The organism is Paenibacillus sp. FSL R5-0470, assembly GCF_037975205.1.
GTDB lineage: Bacteria > Bacillota > Bacilli > Paenibacillales > Paenibacillaceae > Paenibacillus_AQ.
The window spans coordinates 4,094,881-4,118,585 of the sequence record NZ_CP150238.1; the positions used below are offsets into that span (position 1 = coordinate 4,094,881).

The following is a 23,705-nucleotide window of genomic DNA, read 5'->3' on the forward strand; positions in this document are numbered from 1 at the left end:
CTCACCGCCATGTTCTAAAGTGTCATCTCAGATGACCTTAGCCATTTGCTCATGTATTTTCAAAATTCATATTTCGCAAATCGTTCTTTGAGAGTTTCTTCGTGCGGGATCCACTCCCAATCGCTCCATAATGACATTCTTACGAGTTCTGACAGCTTATCTACGGCTTGTGCCGGACTCGTAATGCTAATGAAGTCGTCAAAATCCTCATTGCGGATATCCAACGCTTTCTGCAAATAGTCATCGTTAAGACGCTCTTCTTTGAGTTGTTCATATTCATCCCTCGTCCACTGTTCACAAAAGATTCTTTCGGCCTCAATATCTCCATTCTCGAACAACGACAACTCGAATATTTCCTCATTTATATATCCGGCGGTCATCACTGGCTCCTCGATAAGCCGAGACAGCGTTTTGCCGATCTTCTTCACCGTACCCCATACAAAATAATCATGGAGCACGCTGATCCAGTACTCGTTGCTTTTGCTTACGTACATGACAACATTGAACTCTTGAGCCTCATTATTTGGCTTGCCTAATACTGTGGCATGCCCTTCGCTTAGCTCTCTTAATGCTCCGACAGTCTTCTCAAGGTTGTTCGACTTGATATGCAAATTTGCGAATGATCTTCCCACGAGATGGCCTCCTCTAATCGCTTTCTTATTCAGACTAATTCTTATTTATATCCTATAGATTGTATCTAAGTATGTCTCTTATTTCCATTATAGTGATCATTTGTCCTGAGTCTTCCTACTTTTCACCTGAATTTTGGAAATGGCCTTTACTAGGGAGAGATACTGTATTGTTGCTTCAAGCTGAGCTAGATCTCGATAACACAGTCATGACTGTGATCTTGTGTTCTTTATAAAAATCCATTTTTGCATCCCTGAGGTTAATATGCCGTTACTCTATTCTAACTTGGACATATCGTATTATGAGACTTTTTCCAAAAAAAGCATCTGAGGGGTTGGTTAGATGAAAGGTGTTTCTATTATTACCTGTACAAATCGTCAAAATTATTTAAACAACCTACTCCAAAATTTCAACAGACAACGATATGCCCAAAAAGAACTCATCATTATTATCAATAACAATGCAATTCCACTTTCCCCCTACCAACACTTAGCTAAAAAATACAAAAACATAAAGATATTTCGTAAGCCAGAACATCAAACTCTGGGTTCATGCTTAAACTATGCCGTCACAAAATGCAAATATCATACCATCGCCAAATTCGATGACGACGATTATTATGCCCCTCATTATTTGACAGAAAGTATTCAGACATTAAATAGAACAAATGCTGATATTCTTGGAAAGCGGGCTCATTATATGTATTTAAGTGGTTCAAAGACTTTAATCCTTCGTTTCGCGCATGACGAACATCGAACAGTTACCCATCTCCCAGGCGCTACACTCGTCTTCAAACGTAAAGTATTCGATCATGTGAAATTCCCTAATAAAAACGTGGGTGAAGATGATCTTTTTTGCAGCAGAAGCAGAAAGAAAGGTTATAAGGTTTATTCTGCGAGTAAGAATAACTTCGTAGCCATCCGTAGAAAAAACTCTTTAAAGCACACATGGATCATCAGTGATAGCACTTTAATAGCAAACCATAAGATCATCCGTAATATTAAAAATTACAAAGCATTTGTTGGACGCAGTCCAAAGATCAAATTATGAAACGGGCTACAGATTCCACTATATCTGCTGTATCTATTCTGACCTGTACGAAACGAGCTGACTGTATAAATACACTGTTTGATAACTATCGACGACAAAATTTTAATCTTAAAGAACTTATCGTAATCATAAATAATGATAGTTTGAAGATAGATGACTATACAGCTGCTGCAAAAAAACATAAGAATGTGTGGGTTTTTAAAGTACCGGAACATCATTCTCTCGGTTATTGTTTGAATTTTGGTGTGCAATTAGCGAATTATAGTTATATTGCAAAATTTGATGATGACGATTATTACGCTTCCAACTATTTAACTGATAGCATGCAAATACTCCATAAGACTAAAGCAGATATCGTTGGAAAACGGGCTCACTATATGTATTTGAATGATAAGAAGTTACTTTTGCTTCGTTACCTCCGAATGGAGAATAAATATGTAACCAATGTTCAAGGTGCGACCCTACTCATTAAACGCAAGGTGTTCGATCAGATTTCTTTTCCAAATCGGAACAGAGGTGAATGCGTTAAATTTTGTGCTGATTGCGCAGCTCATGGCTTTAAGATTTACGCAGGTAATAAGTATAACTTCGCTGCAATTCGTAGAAAAAACTCCAAAGATCACACCTGGATCGTCAGCGACAAGAAGCTTTTATCAAAAAGTGTTAAAGTTATTAAAGTAAAAAACTTCAAAAAATACGTCACTCGAAACTGAATTAATGAAATACGAAATGCAGACTTTGGCCAGATCGAGTTATTTGCTGATGTTACCGGACACTGTTCAATAACGAGAGACTACCATTTGTGCGGTAATAACCCAATAAAAAGACTGGATGGCAACATAACCATCTTGCTATCCAGTCTTTTTATAAGGGCTTCCAATCGTGAAATACCAAGAGTTAGTTTTATAAATTTCTAATACATAGAAGTCACGCTTCACTTTACTCACCTCGCTATTTTATTTATTTATTTTTTATTGCAAATGCAACAATTATGAGATAAGTTAATATATATTATTTGTTGCATTTACAACAAAATACGCGCTAAGGAGTTATTTATGAAGGAAATCCTACGTGAAATTGGAATGATAGCTAGGGCATTAGATTCAATAAGCAATATAGAATTTGCAGAACATGACCTTACAAAAGGGCAATATTTGTACCTTGTTCGAATATGTGAAAACCCAGGAATAATTCAAGAAAAGTTAGCTGAGATGATAAAAGTAGATCGAACAACAGCTTCACGTGCAATTAAGAAATTAGAAATTAATGGATTTATTGAAAAGAAAGAAGACATTCAAAATAAAAAAATAAAAAAACTATTTCCAACGGAGAAAGGGGTTACTTTGTACCCATACATAAAAAGGGAAAACGATTATTCCAATAAGGTCGCATTATCTGGATTCTCTGAGAGTGAAGTAGAAACTATGTTTACTTTGCTGCAGAGAGTCAGAAAAAATGTAGAAAAAGACTGGGAGTTAGTCAAAAAAGGAAACAAAAGAGATTATTGACTTAGTAAACGGAGGACAAATAAAAATGACCATAAATATAAAAAAGTGTACGTTTGAAGATTTAGGGTTGCTCCAAGAAATCAGTGTTGAAACATTTAACGATACATTTCAGAATCAAAACTCACCTGCAATTATGAAAGCTTACTTAGATCGTGCTTTTAATTTGAAACAATTAGGAAAAGAATTATTAAATAATTGTTCGGAATTCTATTTTATTTTTTTGAATAAGGAAGTTGCTGGGTATTTAAAGCTAAACTTTAATGATGCCCAATCAGAAAAAATGGGTAATGATTCGCTTGAAATCGAGAGGATTTATATCAGGGGGAAATTTCATAAACGGGGACTAGGTAAATACCTGATGAATAAGGCTTTAGACATAGCAAAAGATCAGAATAAAGAGAAGATTTGGTTAGGCGTTTGGGAAAAAAATGAGAATGCAATTAAATTCTATGAAAAAATGAATTTCGTTCAAACAGGGACTCACTCTTTTTATATGGGTGATGAAGAACAAATAGATTTTATAATGACTAAAACACTCAGTTAATATTCTCATATTTCGTAAACTAGAACATCATCAGAAAAAAAATCGGCACCAAGTATATAGATATACGCTAACTAGGTGCCGACTGATAAACGCCTATAATAGATTTAAATTAATAGCACCATGCTTACGAATGCGGACAGGATAAATCTGCTCAACACCAAATGAGTGCATATATGCTTTATAGGAATCCGTATATTCTTTTGGCAATAAAGCCATTATAACTCCTGCAAAACCGCCTCCATGTACCCTGCAGGCTCCTGCCCCCTTCTCCTTGATAAACAGCTCAGTTAATGCCAAATATAGTGTCACACCCTGTTCAGTAGGAGTAGAGTTAGAATAGCAATTTTGCAGCCATTTCCAGGATGAGTTTCCAGATTCATTTACGAGTCTTATGAAGCTGTTTGCATTATCGTCTGTCAAAGCTTCTACTTGTTGATCAACTCGAATGTTTTCCTCATAGAAATGCAGTGCTCTCAATACAGCTCTATCTCCAACACTCTCTCTAAGTTTGTCCAGGTTGTCCAATATATCTTGCTTTTCTAAATCACGAAGCACATTTTTCCCAAGTTCTCGGGCAACAGCCTTCATTTCTGTTGGAATTGAGGAGTATTCTTCACTTAAATCTGCATGGTTTGCACCTGTGGGGACAATAAATAACTCATAACCTTTGTCAATGGATGAAAAATTTAATGTAGTGATCAGCGGAGCCTCTATGGTTTTAAAATCAATCGAAATTAGTCCCCCATATCCACAAGCAATTTGGTCGAGCAAACCCGATTGTTTGTTCCACTCTGAATTCTCTGCATATTGGCCTATCTTGGCACAGGTAACGACATCCATCTCGTTATTATTGTAGAAGAAATTAATAATAGAACATATCAACATCTCAAAAGAAGCTGATGAGCTTACACCTGCTGCACTTATGACATCACTTGTGATACAAACATCAAAACCGCCTAATTTATAACCGTAACGTTCAAAACCGTCCAAAATCCCTTTAACTAAGGTATATGTTCCTGAAAGGTTAAGGCTATTCCCACTCGAATTTAAATCAATAATGAAGTCTTCGTTATAGGTAATGCTTTTTATACGAATAATATTTTGATCATTTTTCGCAGCCGCTCCAATACAATCCATGTTTATACTGGCAGCAATTACTTTACCTAGATTATGATCTGTATGATTGCCACTAATTTCACTGCGCCCTGGTGAGCTAAAGAGAAACACTTCGCCCTCTGCAAATTTTTTTACATATTCCTGAACCAAGGTTTTATATCTTTGCTTTTGATCGTTAATGATAGATGGAACATCACCATACAGACTTTCTAATGTTCTTTGAAATTCTTTTGATTCGATCAGTTGAATTGTTTCTGTAATTGATGGCATCCTTTGAATTCCTCCATATGTATAATTGCTCAAGAAGAATATAGCATTTATTAATTATTTCATACTAGTGAAAAATGTAACTTTTATATGGATGATTATGACTTATAATTCCTCAAATATATATATTTAGTGTATATGTTGCGTGCCAAGAGCTTTCACCGTAACGCGCGGTCGTTGCGCTGTGATAACTAAATAAAAAGACTGAATGCCATAGCAAGATAGCTATATGCATCCAGTCTTTCTTTTTAAAAGGTATAATCGTAAAATTTCTCTGCATTACTTACGCTAGACCATATATCTGCGCTTTCCCCACCTATATACCAATAAGCGATTCCGGCTAGATTGTTCTTAACGCTTAAATCGTATTTCGCTATTAAAGAACGGCCATCCTCAATCCAGATCGTGTGCTTTATGGACTGCTTCGAATAGTTGGCAACATATTGTCCTAAAGTCTCATTCCATACAGGTTTCATTCCATAGCTACTAATAATCTGATTTTGCTCCGGAAGCGAGATATACTTTGAAGATGAAACCGTACCATTCTGATTCAATGTCCAGTCCCGATTATATAAAGGCAGTGCCAATATAACCTTATGGCTGGGTACGTCCTTTAGTACAGTATCCACTGCATGTTGATCAAAAGGAATAGAAGCATTGGACCCTGGAAGCTTACTCCCGTCATAATGTTCGTCATAACCCATCATCACCATATAGTTCACTTGCTTACCTAGTGCAGCGTAGTCAAAAGCATCTGTCCAATCTGTTCCAAGATCAGGAGAGACGTCTATTGATAGCTTCGCGTTAAGAGCATGCATTTTCTCAGCTAATAATGTAATGAACGAGGTCAAATACTCACGATCGTCAGGCGCTACATTTTCAAAATCAATGTTTAGTCCATCTAATCTATATTTGCTCACTAAAGCTACTAATTGATTTACTGCAGTATTCCTTGTGGTTATACTCGACAACATTTGATGGGTCGCTTCTTGATCCGATCGATTGCCTACCATCGCCCATATTTTCTTATTATTCTTCTTTGCCCATGTGATCAGCGAAGTATCCGTTGAATCCGTTACTGCACCTGTTTTTCCTACATAATACCACCGTGGTGATAAGGTGTTAACGTTGGATTTCAGAACCGTATTCTCATATTGTGCCGTCGTCTGCCCATATTGCCAGCCTATAACGATTCGATCCTCCGGCTCATCATCGAGTTCTGCTGCCCAACTCTCATTTTGCAGCACTCGGTCAATGAGGACGGCCGTTTCCTGTCTAGTTATAGGATCAGAGGGGCGGAAATTCTTGCGATTATCCCCCTTCATTAAACCTAGATCATTTACAGTTGCAACAGCTGATCTTGCCCAGCTAGCAATTTTATTTCGATCATTGAACGAAGTTAGAGCATGAGTATGGTTTGTTTGCTTTAAAGCTTTGGCCATCCATACAGCCGCTTCCTGCCTGGTAACTGCTTTTGCTGGCGTGAAAGTAGTTGCCGATGTGCCGTTAGCCAGCTCAAGCTGAACAGCTGCCTGTATCCAGCCGTAATACCAAGCTTTTTTAGCTACATCTGTATAAGGAGATACTGGACTGACTGCCGGATCAAGCTTTAGCAGACGGTCAAGAACCGTAATGAATTCCGCTCTAGTAATCGATTTAGTAGGTGAGAAGCTTGTCGCCGTTGTGCCGGTTAATATGTTGCGGTGATACAAATCTATAATTTCATTTTTAGCATAACTAGTATCTATATCCTTAAAAGGCGCCTCATCATCAGCCGATATATGTTGAATAAATACTCCAGCTACAAGCACTACTACAAGTATCGTAATTACAAATCTACCAAATCTATTGTTCACGAGATGATCCTCCTCGGATATAATCTTCGAATTATACCAAGGATAGAAGCTATAAACACTGCTAAAATATTGGTAGAGCGCAAAAAAAATAGGGCATCCCACTAGCCGTTACGACTTTTAGGATCCCCCTATGATTTAAAGAGCCCGAAATAAAAGCTCCCCTTTGGATTGAATATATCGATACATCGCACCACAAACCACTATTATTAGTAATCCAATCCCTAACAATACGAGATTGCCATTCAGATCAGATAGCAGCAGACTCATACCAAAAGGAATCAGTAAACTTATAAACCCTATCAACATCGCCACTAAGACGGATGCGCTTTGTTTGACTACCGATACTTCATTTGTCCACTCCAGTTTAGGTAACTTCAAGTTAACGAGTACACCAGTCATTGCAGTAAGACAAGCATAAAGGACCGGAATAACCAATAATAGCAAGCTTTCCACCCATCCCGTACCTAGGGATATCATGAGGAGCACACTACTGACAACTACAATCGGCACGGTAATCGTAAGATTCACTGCGATTTTACTTAGCAATATCGTTAATGTCGGCACAGGTGCGCTTTTTAAGATCCAAATATTATTACCTTCGAGCGATATAGAACTGGATGTCGTACAGCTTAAAGTTACAAAAACGGAAACAAACAGTGGAGCCAGTCGATTCAGATAATTTGAAAGCTCTGGTATCTCAACGAGTTGTCCTAGTTGCTCTGCACTAACGAACAGTAAGGCGATCGCCAACACAAGTAACATTACCATGCCTATACTCGTGTTAAGTACATAGATAGAAGAACTAAAATAGCGACGCAGCTCTTTTTTATACAATGTATAAAGCGGTGAGGATACTGCAAGTGATTTCATTTGATATTTATTTTTTGAAAAAGAAGTCGTAAGACCTGTGTGGATCGCTTTATATTTGCTACCAAGCACGATGGTAAACAGCATAAAAGAAATCAGCGAAAACCCAATGAACAATACTAAGGAATCAAACTGAAACGAGCAAACCGCATTTACATACATAAGCGTCAAAGGATACAAGTTGTATATTTGATCAGCAATTTGAGCGCTCATATCCGCAAGTAATTGTGGATTGTTACCATTTATTTGACCTGAACCAACAATTATAGCAATAATTACAACAAAAGTTAGGATGAGCGTTATTATACGACTTCCTTTAAATCTTGAGGAAACCCAGCTGATCAGAGCACCTATAATCGTTGCAGCTATGATCGGCACTAATGGAATAAATAACAGTGTCATCAAAAAATACAAATAATATAGTACGCCGGGATTCACCTTTATAGCATAAACAATGCCTGCAGGTACCATCACCATCAAAGAGAAGAATAGGTTTAACACATAAAGCTGAGCCACCCGACTTGCTACAATATGACTCGTTTTGATTGGCAGCGACATTACGAGATCGTAGTCTTTGGAGCCAAATAATACACCACTAGCCTTATAGATCGTTGTAAAAAATCCGATTAAGCAAGTAACTGCCATCATTATCGCAAGGAGCAGCTCTGGCCGACCAATCTGTTCAAGGGTCTCTGCTATCATATAGCTATAACCAAATGAAACCACAGCCATCATAACAATTCCAATTAGGATCCCGATGGTCAGCCACAGCATTTTTTGTCTTTCTTTCACATCACGTGTGTGCAAAGCTTTATTTAACCCAAAGGAAGAGATCAGCTGAATCTTCGTCAATCTCCAGATATTAATCATGCTTAATCAACTCCAAAAATACATCTTCAAGGCTGCTGTCACCCTTCACCTCTTCTGTTTTCCCATGCGTAATCAATTCTCCCGCTTTGATAATGGCAATCTTATTACAGAGCTTCTCCGCTACATCCAGTACATGCGTTGAAAAAAAGATCGCACTGCCCTGACTGCAAATCTCCGTCATGATTTTTTTAAGCGTGTGTGCCGCTTTTGGATCAAGTCCCACAAAGGGCTCATCCAGAACTAACAGCTTCGGTTTATGTATCAGTGCTGAGATGATCGCGAGCTTCTGCTTCATACCATGAGAATACGAGGAGATTAAATCCCCCAAATGAGATGTAATCTCAAATTCATCGCCATATTTCTTAATCAACAACTCCCGATCAGCTTTCGATACACTAAAAAGATCACCAATAAAATTCAAGTATTGAATGCCGGTCAGATGATCGTATAGATCTGGATTATCTGGAATATACGCAGTGATCGCTTTGCAGGCTAAAGGATCTTTTTTGATGGAATGTCCACCTATTTCGATATCCCCCTCTTCAAAATCAAGAACACCTACTACTGCCCGAATCGTCGTTGTTTTCCCCGCGCCGTTATGACCGATAAAGCCATAAATATCGCCTTTCTTGACCACTAAGTTCAAGTCATTCACTGCCTTCTTACCGCCCTTATAGCTCTTGGTAAAATGCTTTATTGTCAACATCTTGGCACTCCCTCTCCGTTCGTATTCGTATTAGTAACTTTCATCATGCAATCAATGCCTACCGTTTCATACGTTGTTAGGATAGTTTTACTATAGTACGTTTATCCTGTCCATTTAGTTCATTCCTTCATATAAATAAATTTTTCTTTATAAAAACGAAAAAAGAGAGGGGTTCTCCCCTCTCTTTTATAATCCTGTTTATACGTATTTATGGATCGTTGCGAGCAGTTGATCAGCTACATAGTCAACTCCGTAAGCAAGTTGATTGTGATCAAAGCGTATTTTCACAAAGCTCTCATCTGTATCAAGCGCATCGGCGAACAAACCAGCTAAACCACGTGCCTTACGATCAATCTGTAGGAGCAACTCAATGCCATCCTCATTTGGAAAGAAAACGATTTCTAATTCGTCTAGTTGATTTCGGAACTGTGAGGGGGGAACGAATTCAAATTCTTGAACAAAATCTAACCCATTGATCCTACCGTAACGCGGTGCATATTCACAAGTCACTTCACGAATAAGGAACCCGAGCTGATTCATCGCATCCAAAATAATAGCACAATATGGATGAGGGCCTACTTGAAGATAATCCTGATCCTTTGGATCAATTGCCTCTTTAATATCAAGTCCGGTTTGAATCCAAACCGGCGATCTCCCTAACGTCACTGGCGTTATCGCCGGAAGCTGGAATGAGACGGGAAATTCATAAACCTGCTCCGCCACTACTTTAAATTTACTTGCTAACAGGAATTTGGATACCGTCGCTTCCACTTCCATCTTCTTATCGTTCAGCTCTTTCAAGTAACGCGTCTTAACGAATGCGTAGACGTCATCGACCTCCTGATCCACTCGGCCACCTTGAATTCGAACGGAACCACTGATCGTATCACCTGCGTTCACGAAATCTTGATGGAGCATGAGATCTACTTTAGCCGCTCCAATTCCGGCACTCGCGAGCATTCGTTTAAACATTGACATTGTAATGAATTCCCTCCCTAATATTTGCATATTTAAGGATACGAAGGGAACCACCTGAGGTTTCATTTACGGGACAGTAAATGCCATGCTACTGACAAAAAAGAAGCATCCTCGCCCCAAATAGGGTCGAATACTTCTTTTTCTTCACAAAGTCTACGCTGAGGCGAACTGGCTGTTATATAATCTGGCGTAATATCCACCGCTGGCTAGGAGTTGATCATGCGTACCACTCTCCACAATGTCTCCATCCTTCATGAAAAGAATGAGATCCGACTCCCGAATCGTTGACAATCGGTGGGCAATCACAAAGCTGGTCCGACCAGCGATCATAGTCAGAAAAGCCTTCTGAATCCGTACCTCAGTTAAGGTATCAATACTGCTTGTAGCCTCGTCTAAGATGAGCATAGGCGGATCTACAAGCATTACTCGTGCAATGGTAAGTAGCTGCTTCTGTCCTTGGGAGAGATTATCCCCTGAGCCACTGATCTTCGTATCATACCCTTCTGGCAGACGTTTAATGAAGCTATGAGCATTAGCAGCTTTAGCAGCAGCGATGATTTCCTCCTCTGTAGCCCCAGGTTTTCCGTAAGCAATATTATCTCTGATCGTGCCCCCAAAGAGCCAAGTATCCTGCAGCACCATCCCAAAATTACGTCGCAGACTGTCACGCGTAATGGTCTTAATATCCACACCATCAATCTTGATGGACCCACGGTCCACATCGTAGAAACGCATGAGCAGGTTTACCAGCGTCGTCTTCCCTGCTCCAGTCTGACCTACAATCGCAACTCGGGTACCGGGCTTCACTTCTAGACTGAAATCGTTAATCAAGGGACGTTCTGGATTATAAGCAAAGGATACTTTTTCGAAGGTAATGGTTCCTTGACTTGTACTCATGATTTTTGCGCCCTTAGAATCAGCGGGTTCTGGTGTTAGATCGAGAATGGAGAAGATCCGCTGCGCAGAGGCAGTTGCCGATTGAAGCTGTGTAATCACACCTGTTATTTCATTAAACGGCTTAGCGAACAAGTTGGAGAAGATCAAGAAACTGGACAGATCCCCTACCGTGAAATGACCCCGAATTACCATAACACTACCGATCATAGCTATAACTGAGAACGTAACGTTATTTACTAGCCGCGTTGTCGGATTGGATAAGGAGCCATAAAATTGTGACTTCACACCGGTCTGATATAACGTCTCGTTTTGTTCTTCAAACTGAGACATTGCACGTTCTTCATAATGATAAGCGGTGACTACTTTTTGCCCGCCGATCATTTCCTCCACATAGCCATTGAGACCACCGAGAATCTTCGCCTGCTCTTTAAACATCTTTTGAGATCGCATCGTAATAAATCTGGCCACAAAAAAGGTGGCGGGTGCTGACAGAAGAACTACTAAGGTCATCAGAGGACTGATGTACAACATAAACACAATTGCCCCAACAATGGTGATGATCCCTGTAAGCAGTGTGGAGAAACCTTGCAGCAGTCCATCAGAGACGGCATCCATATCGTTAACAAACCGGCTGATACTGTCTCCTTGCGGGTGGTTGTCGTGAAATTTTAAAGGCAAAACATTTAATTTATCAAAAAGCTCCCGCCGTAAGTCATATACAGTCCGGTAGGCGATTCGATTCGTCAGATAGGTAAGGAGCCATCCAAAAAAGCTGCCGACAATATATACCGCTGCCAGAATCAAAAGCAGTCTAAGTACGGCGTCAAAATCCACCTCTCCCGGTCCGATCATAAAATCAATGGCTTTACCGATAAGTAGTGGTCCGATTAGACTGGCGATCACACTGAGTAACGCGCATATAACTGCCCCAATAGCTATTTTTCTATAATGTCCTGTATATACAATTAGTCTTTTCCAAATGTTGTTTTTGTTCATTGGCCCGACTCCTCACTCGATAGCTGGGACAGGCAGATTTCTTTGTACACTTCACAACCACGCATCAGCTCCTCATGGGTTCCGATACCGGCGATCCGCCCTTCCTCAAATACCATAATTTTATCCGCTTGCCTTACAGTGCTCACCCTCTGCGAGACAACGAGTACGGTCATTTGCTGGCTGCTCTCTTTGAGCGCTTTACGTAGAGCCGCATCAGTAGCGAAATCCAGCGCACTGGAGGAGTCATCCAGAATTAGAATCGACGGCTTACCTACCACTGCACGAGCTATGGTCAAGCGCTGCTTTTGCCCCCCGGATAAATTAAGTCCGCCACGTGATACCTGCGTATTCAATCCTTCTGGCAATTTACGAATAAACTCTTCCGCCTGAGCAACAGAGGCTGCTTGCATGATTTCTTCCTCGTTTGCGTCTTCCTTACCCCAACGAATATTCTCAGCGATTGTTCCAGTAAACAACACTGCTTTTTGCGGCACAATCCCTATTTTCTCACGAAGCTGATGCAGCTTATAATCTCTGATATTCACTCCATCCACTTTAACTTCACCTTGCACTGCATCATAAAAACGTGGAATTAAGTTCACGAAAGTAGATTTACCAGAACCCGTACTGCCAATCAGCCCCACAGTTTCTCCGCGGTTAATGACTACCGAAATATCCTCTAATGCCAATTCTCCTGTTGTATTATAACCAAACGATACATGATCGAATGATATGGCAGGAGCGGTATGATCAGGTTCAGTCATCACAACATTCCCGTCCTCGGACACGGATGCTTTGACACTCAGCACTTCATTCACACGATTGGCAGAAGATGAGGCTTTTGTAAAAATAATGACCAAGTTGGAGACCACTATAAGTGCCAGCAAGATTTGAGTGACGTAATTGATAAAGGCAATGATCTCACCTTGAGACAATCGCCCCCCATCAATGTGAATTCCACCTACCCATAAAATAGCTATGATCGCCGCGTTTACTACAAGTGTCGTCATAGGTCCAAGTAAAGCGGAAATCCGCGAGACCCGGATCGCTGTAGTGGTTAAATCCTCAGATGAGGCATCAAAACGTTCTTTTTCCGTACGTCTCTTCGCAAAAGCACGAATGACTCGTATCCCCGACAAATTCTCACTAAGAACGAGCGCAAGGGCATCCAGCTTCTGCTGGTATTTTCGATACAAAGGTGCACTTCGAGTGATAATAAAATATAATATAATGCCAAAAATCGGCGTTGCCGCTATTAAAATCAGCGATAATCTAAAATCCAAAATCATGGACATTATGATAGCCCCGATGCAGATAAACGGCGCACGAATAACCAGGCGAATCAGCATAGCCACTGCAATCTGCAGCTGGTTTACGTCATTGGTAATTCTGTTAATCAGCGTAGGCGTACCGAACGTATCCAGCTCAGCGTACGATAAAGATGTAATATGTTTGAACATTTTATTACGAAGCGTCGTGCCGAATCCCTGAGATGCTCGTGCTGCATAGTATTGGCACACCATGGAGCAACCGAAGCCAAGCAGAGACATCAGCACCATCAGGCCACCCATACGGTATACATAAGCACTGTCATGATTTCCTACCCCGTTATTGATGATTAACGCGACAATGGTAGGCAAAATCAGCTCCAGAATCGCTTCCATCAGCTTGAAGATTGGACCGATGATGGCTTCTTTTTTGTACGGTTTTAAATAGACTGCAATTTTAAACAACGTCATCCACACCCAACATAAGAAGTATTTAAGCACTTGAAATATGTATAATAACAGTTATGATTATGGCATATCTACTCACATATTAATAATATTTGATTCGTATCACTCCCATACGATTAACATATCTCAAGATCGGAGGATTTTTTTATGGATATTAGACAGCTTAAATATTTTATGGCTATCGCTGAGGAAGGGCAGATTACTTCTGCAGCCAGAAAGCTGCAAATGGCTCAGCCTCCGCTCAGTCAGCAGCTTAAGCTGCTTGAGGAAGAACTAGGCGTCAAGCTTGTAGATCGAGGTCCGCGCAGTGTACAACTTACCGAAGCAGGAGCCATTTTGCGTGACCGGGCTCAACAAATTCTGGAGCTGGCTGATTCCACTGCCCGGGAGCTCAATGATTTTGTCAAAGGCTTAAAAGGAACTCTCGCCATTGGCACTGTCTCTTCCTCAGGAGCGACCCTACTCCAAGATCGACTATGTGAGTTTCACAAAACGTATCAAGGCGTTAAATTTGAAATCCATGAAGGGAATACCTTCAGAATCATCGACCTTTTGAACAAGGGCATTGTAGAGATTGGCATTGTCCGGACACCCTTTAATGCTACAAATTTAGAATGTCTTTACACACAAGCTGAGCCTATGATTGCCGTAATGACTCCAGAGTATGACTGGAAAACAGATGAAAACTTCGTTGAGATCGGTGAGTTAAAAGATAAGCCGCTCATTATCTACCGCCGTTTTGAGCAGCTTATCCGGGAAACCTGTCTTGAGAATGGTTTTGATCCGCTAATTTTCTGTATGAATGATGATGCGCGAACAACACTGCTCTGGGCAAATGCTGGTCTTGGCATCGGAATTATCCCCAAATCCGCTTTCGAATTAACGAGTAATCGTAATTTGATCTATAAAGAAATCAGTAGTGAGTCACTTCGCACGCGGGTCGCCGCCGTCTGGATCAAGGATAAATACTTATCATCACTAGCTTCCAAGTTTATTGAAAGCTTTAAGAATGGTTAAACAACAGGCATGTTACTATATATGTAGCGATCGCACCGAAGAACTCTATTATTCTGGAATATCAAGGTGAGTACATCGAAATCCCCTTCCTTACTGTGATGCATTATGAGTATCTTGCCATTCTCGGCGAACGCAACGTTCAATTATTCGGAGATTACTTCCCGATTCGCTTCGACTACTTGGATACGATAGAGGGTGACAATTTATCTTGCCAAGTCCAACCTAAGCTATCGGATATTCGAAGTGAATTTAATGAATTTATGGAGCAGCAAGAATCCTATTACATTTTGGAGAAGCAAGGAACATCCCATGTCTATTTGGGATTAACGGATACTTGCACCGAAGAAAATTTCTATCAAGCGGTGAAGACAGCGCAGGAAACGGCTATTCCTATCCCATTAAAAGACTATGTAAACGAGTTTGAAGCTGAAAAAGGCGACCTATTCCTCATTCCAACAGGTACAATGCATGCATCAGGAAAAAATAATCTTGTCCTCGAGATTTCATCAACAACATGGTGGTTTACGTTTAAAAGCTATGATTTCTTCCGCAAAGGAATGGATGGTAAACCTCGTCCGATTAATATTGATCACGCCTTTCCGAATATTGATTTCTATAAGAAAACAGCGTGGGTGTAGGAGAATTTAATCGCTAAGCCCGTACTATTACAATCCCAAGGTCGCAACGAAATGGTGGAACTTGGTCAACGAGAGGATCTACTTTTCTATGTACACCGATTACATTTAACTGATAAATGGGAAGATCATACAGATCACCAAATGGTCATGTTCAATCTCGTAGAAGGTGAGAATTATATCCTGCGACAATGAATCCGTCTCAGTCGAATTCTGGTATGCGGAGTCCTATATCCTGCCTGCTGCATTCGGTGCCTATCGAGTTGAGAATTTAGGTAGCCAGCCTTGTAAGCTCATAAAAACTGGGGTATCCAAATCTTGGGATGTGAGCTTCCTTGAAGACTAAATTCGTTATCGCACTCGACGTTGGCGAGACCTTTATCAAGTCCAGTCTCGTCATGAATGGCTGCTCCATTCAAGCTTCTCAATTCCAAGTCCCTTCGCTTGCAAGTGAGGATGCCAGCACTACGCTCCAGCAATTCATGACGATCATGCAATACCAATATATGTTTGGAACAACATTATCGAACGATTTATCTGCTGCAGTGTGGCATATCGGAATTGCATTTCCCGGGCCATTTGATTATGAGTAAGGAATCTCCTATATCCAAGGTTTATGCAAGTTTGAATCGCTTTACGGTATGAATCTCAAGAAGATTATTCGTAGCTTGTTGGAAGCAAATAATGATCAGCCATGGGCAGCAGCACTCGTTCATGCACCTATTCGTTTCGAGAATGATGCTAAGCTTTTCGCGCTAGGGATCAGTACCTTATTTCCACAAGAACGTTTTATCTCTTTAACACTCGGTACAGGGCTGGGCTCTGCTTTCATTGATCAAGGAAAAATCCGAATTGAGGGTGAGGGAGTTCCTCGTAATGGAGAGCTCTATGATAAGCCTTATCGCCATACAATGATCGATGAAGTGTTCTCCCGTCCTGGTATTCTACATGCCGCACAGGAACGTGGTTTTTGGATAGAAGGCATGGATGTGAAGGAGCTCGCTGATCTGGCAAGACAGGGAAACCTCGCCTATCAACAAGTATTCGAAGAATTTGGTTCGTGTCTAGCTGAGATGCTTGATCCCTATATCGTGGGCTTTGGAGCACAGCGACTCGTGCTTGGCGGACAAATCGCGAAAAGTTTTGATGTATTTAGACCTGCGCTCGAACAGGGACTACTACCACATCATCTATCTATTTATACATCTGAGCATGTTATAGAGAATACGTTCAAAGGTATTGATCAATTATTCTCATAAAAAATGGAAGGTCGGCTACCCATTATTTGAGTAGCCGACCTTCCATACTATCATACGTTATTTACCGTACTCTATAATCATTTGAGGATTATTAGTCATTCTGAACGTAGTCATTTGCGAATAACCTGATTCAATACGGATTGGTTCTCCGCAATAGTTCCCCCAGCCTAACGCTGGGTAATACCAGGCTTGATTGATAATAAGCTGTGCTATGATTTTTGCAGGAATGGTATCATTCAGAATTTCGAATGCCTCGATGACAACTTCCGCTCCCTCGTAATCGAAGGGGACTCCAATGGTAATCTTATGGTACGCGAGTGGAAGTTCTCTGCAAGTAAATCGTTGTTGGTACAGTGGCATACCAATATCACTATGTGTACCAATGATATGCTTGGGCTGATCATCTACGTGAACATGCATCGTTCCACCAGTTTTATGTTTCTTATACATGAACTGAACGCCTGTACCGTAAAATGAGAATTCAATGGTAGATCCCGGAGTATTCGAATGCCACACCGTACCTATGATAGCTTTTGAATCTTGTAGGTGCTGCCATTCACCCTTATAGGTTAATGAATCGGTATCCGCATAACTAACTAATGTAGGCGGTTGATACATATAAGCTATTCGAGCAGCCTCGTTTCCGTTGGATTCTACGCGTAGAGTGGCGTCCGTATCTGCTAGGCCAACAGCATAGAAGTGAATATACTCTCGCATCGTTTGGAAATCATTAGTAACTATTCCTTTAGTAGAATCGTCTTTACGTTCCAAATAATAGTTGCGCATATCGTCTTTCCATTCCCACGCAGGCTGCTCTCCGTAAACATCTGGTTGTTCATCACTAGCTTTACGAACCCGGTTGGCACGGCCGGTAAGTCTCCCTATATGATTCTCAGGATAAACACTGAATCGTCCTGATTTCTGCCATTCCACATAATCGATGTGCTCAGGCATATCGATTGCTAGACCAAGTTCTTGTATCTCAAGCTCATGTTCAACATTGTCCACCGTATAGTGAATTTCAAATTTACCACTTGCGAACAGCTTCTGAACAAATAAAACTTTTATGCCTAGTGTGTAATGACCAGTAGTTGTGACTACAATCTGCTCGTCATTCTCGCAAGTTTCTACATGAATGGAACCTGGAATCCAATTACCAAGCTCGACACCAGTCAAATTCAAATGCGGGCCACCTGTAAGTATGACTCGGTTTTGGAAAGTTGCTTGAGAGAGCATCGCTGATTCTTTGCAATATGTGAAAGAAACCATGTTGTTACGAATGAGATATTGCTCATCCGTTTCTTCGACCTTTAATGCCTCATACTGGGCATCACAGAATATGAACTTTCTTGTTGCAATTGGGAGCAGATATTCATCTACGACTATCCCATCCGATGTTTGAAACTGTAAATGTATGCGCTCTCGATCGCTCCAATCTCGTGCTGGGAGTTCGAGTTGCCCACTTGAGTATGGCTTAATATCAGGTCCATAGAAAGACGGTTGGGCAATAATTTGCCCATCCACGTGAATGCTGTAGCAAATGTTCACTTCATTCAGGTTAGTGTGATTGAACCAGTTACTAATTGAGATGATGAGTGGGGCATATCCTGGATTCCCAACGGTGCCTTCCATAATCCGAATTGGGGAGTAGGCTTTCTTAGTCATCCAATATTCAGGCTTATGTCTGCGCCAGACATCACTCATATTACCCCATTCTCCGTATCCTGCGGCAGTACCAATTGAATGCTGTTGATGTCGTTCGGGGACACCATCAGGCAGGAAGAATATATCATCAATATTAGCCCACAATGCACCACCAAGCGCACCATGCGTATTGACAATCTTCTCCCATATCTTATATACACTCTCTCCCCAGAAGTTGCGTACGTTATTGTCTCGTTCAAGTTCCTCGATGTTATAGCAAGCGATATGTGCATATTCATCGTGAATAACAGGAGAAGAATAGTTAATTACGATATCTTTCTCAGACACCCCATAAGTAACTAAGTGGTAATCCATATCATTTGTATAATCAATATAATGTGCGCTGTAAATATCGGTTGTACTGCCATCCTCAACTAAGAACGGATAACTGAATTTAGTTGGCCGAGTCGTCTCCTCTTGCTGAACGTACTGCAGCTGTCTTCTGAATTTATCCCCTTCCTCATTAGCGCGCCAGCCACTCTCATTAGCTAATGACCATATTATGACGCTAGGATGAGAACGATCACGTTCTATCATTTCTGCTAATTGATTCATATACCATGGTTCGTCATCCCGCCATGGTCCAGGTCCATTTGCATACTGGAAGTTAACGGCTGTTTCTTCCTCTACATACATGCCAAGCTCATCGCACGCCGCAAGAAACTCCTCCGATGGTGGATAGTGGGAGGTTCGTACGTAGTTAACATTTTGCTCTCGTAGCAATATGACATCCTGTATATCCATTTCTGGTGTTGTTGTTCTTCCGAGCTTTGGATGGATACTATGGCGGCATGTGCCTCTTAATTTAATTCGTTCTCCATTAATGTAGATTTCTTTCGGATCTGTCCCGTTCTTTCCTGCGAAGCAGATTTGTCGGAATCCAACCTGTACTTCAGCTTGCTCGATCAATTGATGCTCATCGTCAAATAACTTGGCATGTAGGGTGTATAGATAGGGCTGCTCAGCATTCCATTTCTTTGGGTGTTGAATGTTGAAGGATATATCGAGGTCTTGTTGCTCAGGCTCAAAAACGATAGAATGCTCTTCAAGTGGTACGAGGGCTTGTTGTTGGTCTGTTAGCTCAAGTTGAACATAAACAGCTTTAGCTTGATGGAGTGCGGCACCTAGTGATACCTGCAAAAACGCATTATTGTAAGCGGTGTCAAATTCAATGTCATAATGAAATCTAGTAAGATGCGTCTTAGGTACTGCAATAAGCTCTATCGATCTTAGAATCCCACCAATATTATGATGAGCGTATTTGCTACCAATTGAAGGGTCCCATATGTCATCGATGAATTCAACGACGATAGTAGTAGCTTGCCCAGCGCGGATCTGATCCGTAATATCACAATCCCATGTCGTAAATCCACCCTGATGATCACAGTTATACAAACCGTTTATCCATACCTTAGCTTTGGAATATATACCATGGAACCTTAGGATTACATGCTTTCCATCATAATCTTCTGGAATCATAAAAGAAGTTGTGTAGTAGTATGGTGTGTCATTTTCGATATTATAGCCTTGCATAGCAACTTCACCAGGAACAATGATTTCATGCCAATCATAAGAATCGAGGTTTTGTGCCTCAATATGTTCAGTTGAGAGTGGATTCATACTGAAATACCATTGATTCTCAAGACATGTATTGAGACATATCACCGGATCTTTCGTGCCCGAAGTATAGGTAGGCTTCGTAATTATTGTAGGTCTTTTCCATGCTGTCGAATTGTTTAGTACTGATGTTGCCATGATCATGCTAATTCAACCTCCGAACATAGATTGATGGATGCCTAGCGTCAATATCATTCCAAAATGGACATAGGAAGAGAACGAACCGCAGTCGTCTTCCTATGTCTTTCAGATGCAGGATTCGTCCAATTTTGACTATACAGTCTTAATCTTGATCGTTTTTATTTCATAAGGTGTAAAGGTCAGTTGCCAGCTGTCCATTAACAGGACTTCTTCTTCCAAGGCATTCGATACATACACCGCTTGATGTGGATACGGCCACTTAAGATCGATCGTCTCACGACCTCCAGCGGATTCGTACATACGAAGAATGATGCCATCGTCATCCTCAGCCCATTTGACCGTCTCCAAGACAACATGCTCACTTGTAAAAGGAAGCAATGAACAACATCGATCCCATACATTCGTGCTCTGTAGCTCTGTAGCATCTACGGTGGATACTGCAATATAAGCAGGTGGATGATTCAGCTCTGCTGCTGCTCGAAGTGTGTGTCCTTGACGCCAATCGCCGGCATGTGGATACAGTGCATAGGTGAACTCATGATATCCCTGATCTGCCGATATATCCGGCCATCTTGGCGCACGTAGCAAGGAAAGACGAATCGTACTTCCTTGGGTATCATAACCATACTTACAATCATTCAGCACACTGACACCATAGCTATGCTCAGACACATCAGCGAAGCGATGACCACATACTTCATATTGCGCTTGATCCCAGCTTGTATTGCGATGTGTATTCCGCTCTAAAGCACCGAACGGTATTTCATAAGTGGCTCGACTTGTTACAACATCGAGTGGGAAGCCCACCTTCAGCAGCTTATGAGCTTCCTGCCAATCCACCTTTGTTCTAAACTCAATGCGAGCATGATGATGATATAGAACCATCTCCTGCTCAATCGTGGATTGTCCTATACGCCAACGGAAGCCTATAACATCAGCAACAGCTCCTGAGCTGATTAGCTTCTTCTCTAACAGAAATGCCTCTCCAGCAGACTGTTGCTCATAGCGCGGATCAATGTCCCACGCATCCCATAGCGTCGGACGATCATGGAAGAAATGGAACTGATTCGCCCGTTCACCCGCCTTCACAATCTCACGATTCGCTTGTTTATCGTATAAGCTTATGATTTCTCCTTGTTCATTGAAGCGTATACAATAGTAGGCTGTCTCCCACACATCAAGCAGCGCTGGTAATACTTTCGGCGATTCTGGCACTACAGTTACTTCATTTTCACGTACTAGAATCGTATTGTAGCCCATTGCCGGAACATTCGGTACACGAATTCGAAGGATCTTGGTCGTTCCATAGGTACTAACTTCATAATCCAATGATTCTCCATCCGTAGTCACGATCGATAAGCGATGCCATTCAATATTCGTAACACCTTGATCGATAAGATCCTGGGTAGTCAGCTCTAATACACAATCATGGCTCCAGCCCAAACTATTCAATACAAGGAACGGTGTTCCTTCCATTCTCCCTTCGATCTGAACATGAGATGCAATGGCTGCCATCCCGATCTCCAAGCTTGTCTTCCCGCGCTGGAATACTTCCTCATACTCTCTCATCGATGTCTCATACGTTTCTGTAATGGCAGAACCTGGAATAATGTCGTGGAACTGATTTAATAAAATCAACTTCCATCCCTCATGTAAATCATGCTGTAACGTCTTTGCTTGTTCTGAGCTCAGCGATGATCGGGCCAACGTAGACCATAACTCTGCTTCACGATACAGAACCTCAGCCTTCCGATTATTACGTTTGTTACGCCCATGTGTCGTATACGTACCTCGATGTAATTCAAGATACAGGTCACCGTGCCAGCTCGGTAAATTTGGATTTGCTTCGGAAATACCCGTGAAGAATGCCTCCGCGCTACTAAATTGAGATGAGGGCTGACCGATCATGAGATCCGAGCGATGAATATATTCGAGCATCTCACGCGTGACACCACCACCGCCATCCCCATGCCCATACAATAACATTTGTTCCGGATGCTTAACTTTCTCTTTATAAGATTGCCAATGTTCATGAACATCCTTCGGCTGCGTATCCTCGTTTACCCCATGGTTGCAATACGATAGCATTGGCGTTCCATCAATGCCTACCCAATAAAACAAGTCATACGGAAATGGGTTCGTATCATTCCAATTCAGCTTCGTCGTCATGAAGTAACGCATGCCACCATGCTTCAAAATTTGCGGTAATGATGCACAGTAGCCAAAGGTATCCGGTAACCATTCTATAAAGGATCGCTTTCCAAATTCCTGCTGATAAAATCGTTGACCGTAGAGCATTTGCCGCATCAATGATTCACCACTTGGTATATTGAGATCCGGCTCCACCCACATGCCACCGACAAGCTCCCAGCGGCCTTCACGAATTCGTTCTTTTACACGCTCATATAACACTGGATCATTCAACTTCAAATACTCGAAGAGCAACGGCTGACTCTGTGCATACCGATATTCAGGAAATTCATCCATTAAAGCATTTACAGTTGAGAACGTCCGACTCGTCTTACGCACTGTCTCACGACATGGCCACAGCCATGCAATATCAATATGAGATTGTCCTACCATATGGATGACACCTTCGCTATTGCCACCGATCTGTCTTATTTGTTCGACAAGGTGGTGTTCAATTGAAGCTGCGGCACCGCCTGCAATCTTCTCTTGTGATAGCAAAGTAAATGCATCCATAGCTGTATATAGAGCTTCCATCACGCGAGTACGACGAAAATCTGACGCTGGTAGCAATTCCGCAGCATTCATAATGACGCTCACAGAATACATCAACGACTGCACTGTTGTGTTCACATAGACTAGCGTGCTATGAATCATGCGAATGGGAGCATGGATGGTCGCTTGCTTGTTTAACGGATCTACAGGCTCCGGTACAGCATCGAACAGTTCAATCTCCACTTCGATTTGTTTGCCAACCCGTGCTGGTATCTTCACAAATGGATGATTTCGATCCAACCCCTGAAAGGACTGCCCGTTAATACGAAGCAGTCCTTCTCCACCTGATCCAGAGGTGAAATATAAGCCTACTGCGTCATCAGCCCATTCGTTCGGAATGGATAACGTCGTTCGTAGCATATACGTTGTACCTTGTTTGCTTGGGAATAAATCAAAAGCATCGCTTCCGACAAAGGGACGTTCCTCGGTATATTTACCAGGTAATATATATTCCGTTGCTTGTACGTCCCAGTCTTTAATGGGGATCGATTCGAGCCACTGTCGTTCAGATAACTCTCGAATGAACCGTTGTATTCTAATCATTAATAGTCCCCCTGATCGTTCGTCCG

The 23,705-nt window shown here is 41.4% G+C and carries 19 protein-coding genes; 9 read left to right on the forward strand and 10 right to left on the reverse strand.

The features are described from left to right. Window positions 1-59: 59 nt before the first annotated feature. The gene (locus tag MKY99_RS18070; RefSeq protein WP_076300592.1) at window positions 60-632 is read right to left on the reverse strand and encodes a hypothetical protein; all 573 of its coding nucleotides are present in this window, start codon (window positions 630-632) and stop codon (window positions 60-62) included. 340 nt (window positions 633-972) lie between these two features. On the opposite strand from MKY99_RS18070, the gene MKY99_RS18075 reads away from it, so the two are divergent. From MKY99_RS18075 to MKY99_RS18090, 4 genes are all read left to right on the forward strand, one after another. Further along, window positions 973-1,680 carry a glycosyltransferase gene (locus MKY99_RS18075; protein ID WP_339265501.1) on the forward strand — a complete coding sequence of 236 codons (708 nt, stop codon included), beginning with the start codon at window positions 973-975 and terminating at the stop codon, window positions 1,678-1,680. Next, the gene (locus MKY99_RS18080) at window positions 1,677-2,393 is read left to right on the forward strand and encodes a glycosyltransferase family A protein (RefSeq protein WP_042189343.1); all 717 of its coding nucleotides are present in this window, start codon (window positions 1,677-1,679) and stop codon (window positions 2,391-2,393) included. Before MKY99_RS18075 ends, MKY99_RS18080 begins: the two co-directional genes overlap by 4 nt. 342 nt (window positions 2,394-2,735) lie before the next feature. Continuing rightward, entirely contained in the window at window positions 2,736-3,188 is a 453-nt protein-coding gene (locus tag MKY99_RS18085; protein WP_339265503.1) for a MarR family transcriptional regulator, read from the forward strand. Window positions 3,189-3,213: 25 nt separating this feature from the next. Then, window positions 3,214-3,732: a GNAT family N-acetyltransferase gene (locus MKY99_RS18090; protein WP_339265505.1), complete on the forward strand. Its 519-nt coding sequence runs from the start codon at window positions 3,214-3,216 to the stop codon at window positions 3,730-3,732. 93 nt (window positions 3,733-3,825) lie between these two features. Here the strand turns inward: MKY99_RS18090 and MKY99_RS18095 are convergent, their stop codons facing one another. From MKY99_RS18095 to MKY99_RS18125, 7 genes are all read right to left on the reverse strand, one after another. After that, window positions 3,826-5,118: a galactokinase family protein gene (locus MKY99_RS18095; protein ID WP_339265507.1), complete on the reverse strand. Its 1,293-nt coding sequence runs from the start codon at window positions 5,116-5,118 to the stop codon at window positions 3,826-3,828. A gap of 245 nt (window positions 5,119-5,363) precedes the next feature. Then, on the reverse strand, window positions 5,364-6,971 hold the full coding sequence (locus MKY99_RS18100; RefSeq protein ID WP_339265509.1) for an S-layer homology domain-containing protein: 1,608 nt from the start codon (window positions 6,969-6,971) through the stop codon (window positions 5,364-5,366). Between the two features lie 135 nt (window positions 6,972-7,106). Beyond that, window positions 7,107-8,708 carry a hypothetical protein gene (locus MKY99_RS18105; RefSeq protein ID WP_339265511.1) on the reverse strand — a complete coding sequence of 534 codons (1,602 nt, stop codon included), beginning with the start codon at window positions 8,706-8,708 and terminating at the stop codon, window positions 7,107-7,109. Then, window positions 8,701-9,414 carry an ABC transporter ATP-binding protein gene (locus tag MKY99_RS18110; RefSeq protein WP_339265513.1) on the reverse strand — a complete coding sequence of 238 codons (714 nt, stop codon included), beginning with the start codon at window positions 9,412-9,414 and terminating at the stop codon, window positions 8,701-8,703. The genes MKY99_RS18105 and MKY99_RS18110 overlap by 8 nt, the downstream gene beginning before the upstream one ends. A 198-nt stretch (window positions 9,415-9,612) precedes the next feature. After that, on the reverse strand, window positions 9,613-10,392 hold the full coding sequence (locus MKY99_RS18115; RefSeq protein WP_339265515.1) for a sporulation protein: 780 nt from the start codon (window positions 10,390-10,392) through the stop codon (window positions 9,613-9,615). Between the two features lie 153 nt (window positions 10,393-10,545). After that, window positions 10,546-12,285: an ABC transporter ATP-binding protein gene (locus MKY99_RS18120; protein ID WP_339265517.1), complete on the reverse strand. Its 1,740-nt coding sequence runs from the start codon at window positions 12,283-12,285 to the stop codon at window positions 10,546-10,548. Beyond that, window positions 12,282-14,018, reverse strand: coding sequence for an ABC transporter ATP-binding protein (locus tag MKY99_RS18125; protein WP_339265519.1), 1,737 nt, complete (start codon window positions 14,016-14,018; stop codon window positions 12,282-12,284). Before MKY99_RS18125 ends, MKY99_RS18120 begins: the two co-directional genes overlap by 4 nt. A gap of 150 nt (window positions 14,019-14,168) precedes the next feature. On the opposite strand from MKY99_RS18125, the gene MKY99_RS18130 reads away from it, so the two are divergent. From MKY99_RS18130 to MKY99_RS18150, 5 genes are all read left to right on the forward strand, one after another. Then, window positions 14,169-15,038 carry a LysR family transcriptional regulator gene (locus tag MKY99_RS18130; RefSeq protein ID WP_076286242.1) on the forward strand — a complete coding sequence of 290 codons (870 nt, stop codon included), beginning with the start codon at window positions 14,169-14,171 and terminating at the stop codon, window positions 15,036-15,038. 95 nt (window positions 15,039-15,133) lie between these two features. Beyond that, the gene (locus MKY99_RS18135; RefSeq protein ID WP_339265523.1) at window positions 15,134-15,676 is read left to right on the forward strand and encodes a class I mannose-6-phosphate isomerase; all 543 of its coding nucleotides are present in this window, start codon (window positions 15,134-15,136) and stop codon (window positions 15,674-15,676) included. A gap of 166 nt (window positions 15,677-15,842) precedes the next feature. Further along, window positions 15,843-16,019 carry a hypothetical protein gene (locus tag MKY99_RS18140; protein ID WP_339265525.1) on the forward strand — a complete coding sequence of 59 codons (177 nt, stop codon included), beginning with the start codon at window positions 15,843-15,845 and terminating at the stop codon, window positions 16,017-16,019. After that, the gene (locus MKY99_RS18145; RefSeq protein ID WP_339265527.1) at window positions 16,009-16,266 is read left to right on the forward strand and encodes a hypothetical protein; all 258 of its coding nucleotides are present in this window, start codon (window positions 16,009-16,011) and stop codon (window positions 16,264-16,266) included. The genes MKY99_RS18140 and MKY99_RS18145 overlap by 11 nt, the downstream gene beginning before the upstream one ends. A gap of 48 nt (window positions 16,267-16,314) precedes the next feature. Next, complete coding sequence (locus MKY99_RS18150; RefSeq protein ID WP_339265529.1) at window positions 16,315-16,932, forward strand: ROK family protein; 618 nt, start codon at window positions 16,315-16,317, stop codon at window positions 16,930-16,932. Window positions 16,933-16,989: 57 nt separating this feature from the next. Here MKY99_RS18150 and MKY99_RS18155 read toward each other — a convergent pair whose 3' ends face one another. Together MKY99_RS18155 and MKY99_RS18160 are read right to left on the reverse strand one after the other, a co-directional pair. After that, a complete protein-coding gene (locus tag MKY99_RS18155) occupies window positions 16,990-20,397 on the reverse strand; it encodes a glycoside hydrolase family 2 TIM barrel-domain containing protein (RefSeq protein WP_339265531.1) in 3,408 nt (1,135 codons plus the stop codon). Window positions 20,398-20,526: 129 nt separating this feature from the next. Next, window positions 20,527-23,679 carry an alpha-mannosidase gene (locus MKY99_RS18160; protein WP_339265533.1) on the reverse strand — a complete coding sequence of 1,051 codons (3,153 nt, stop codon included), beginning with the start codon at window positions 23,677-23,679 and terminating at the stop codon, window positions 20,527-20,529. Window positions 23,680-23,705 lie beyond the last annotated feature (26 nt).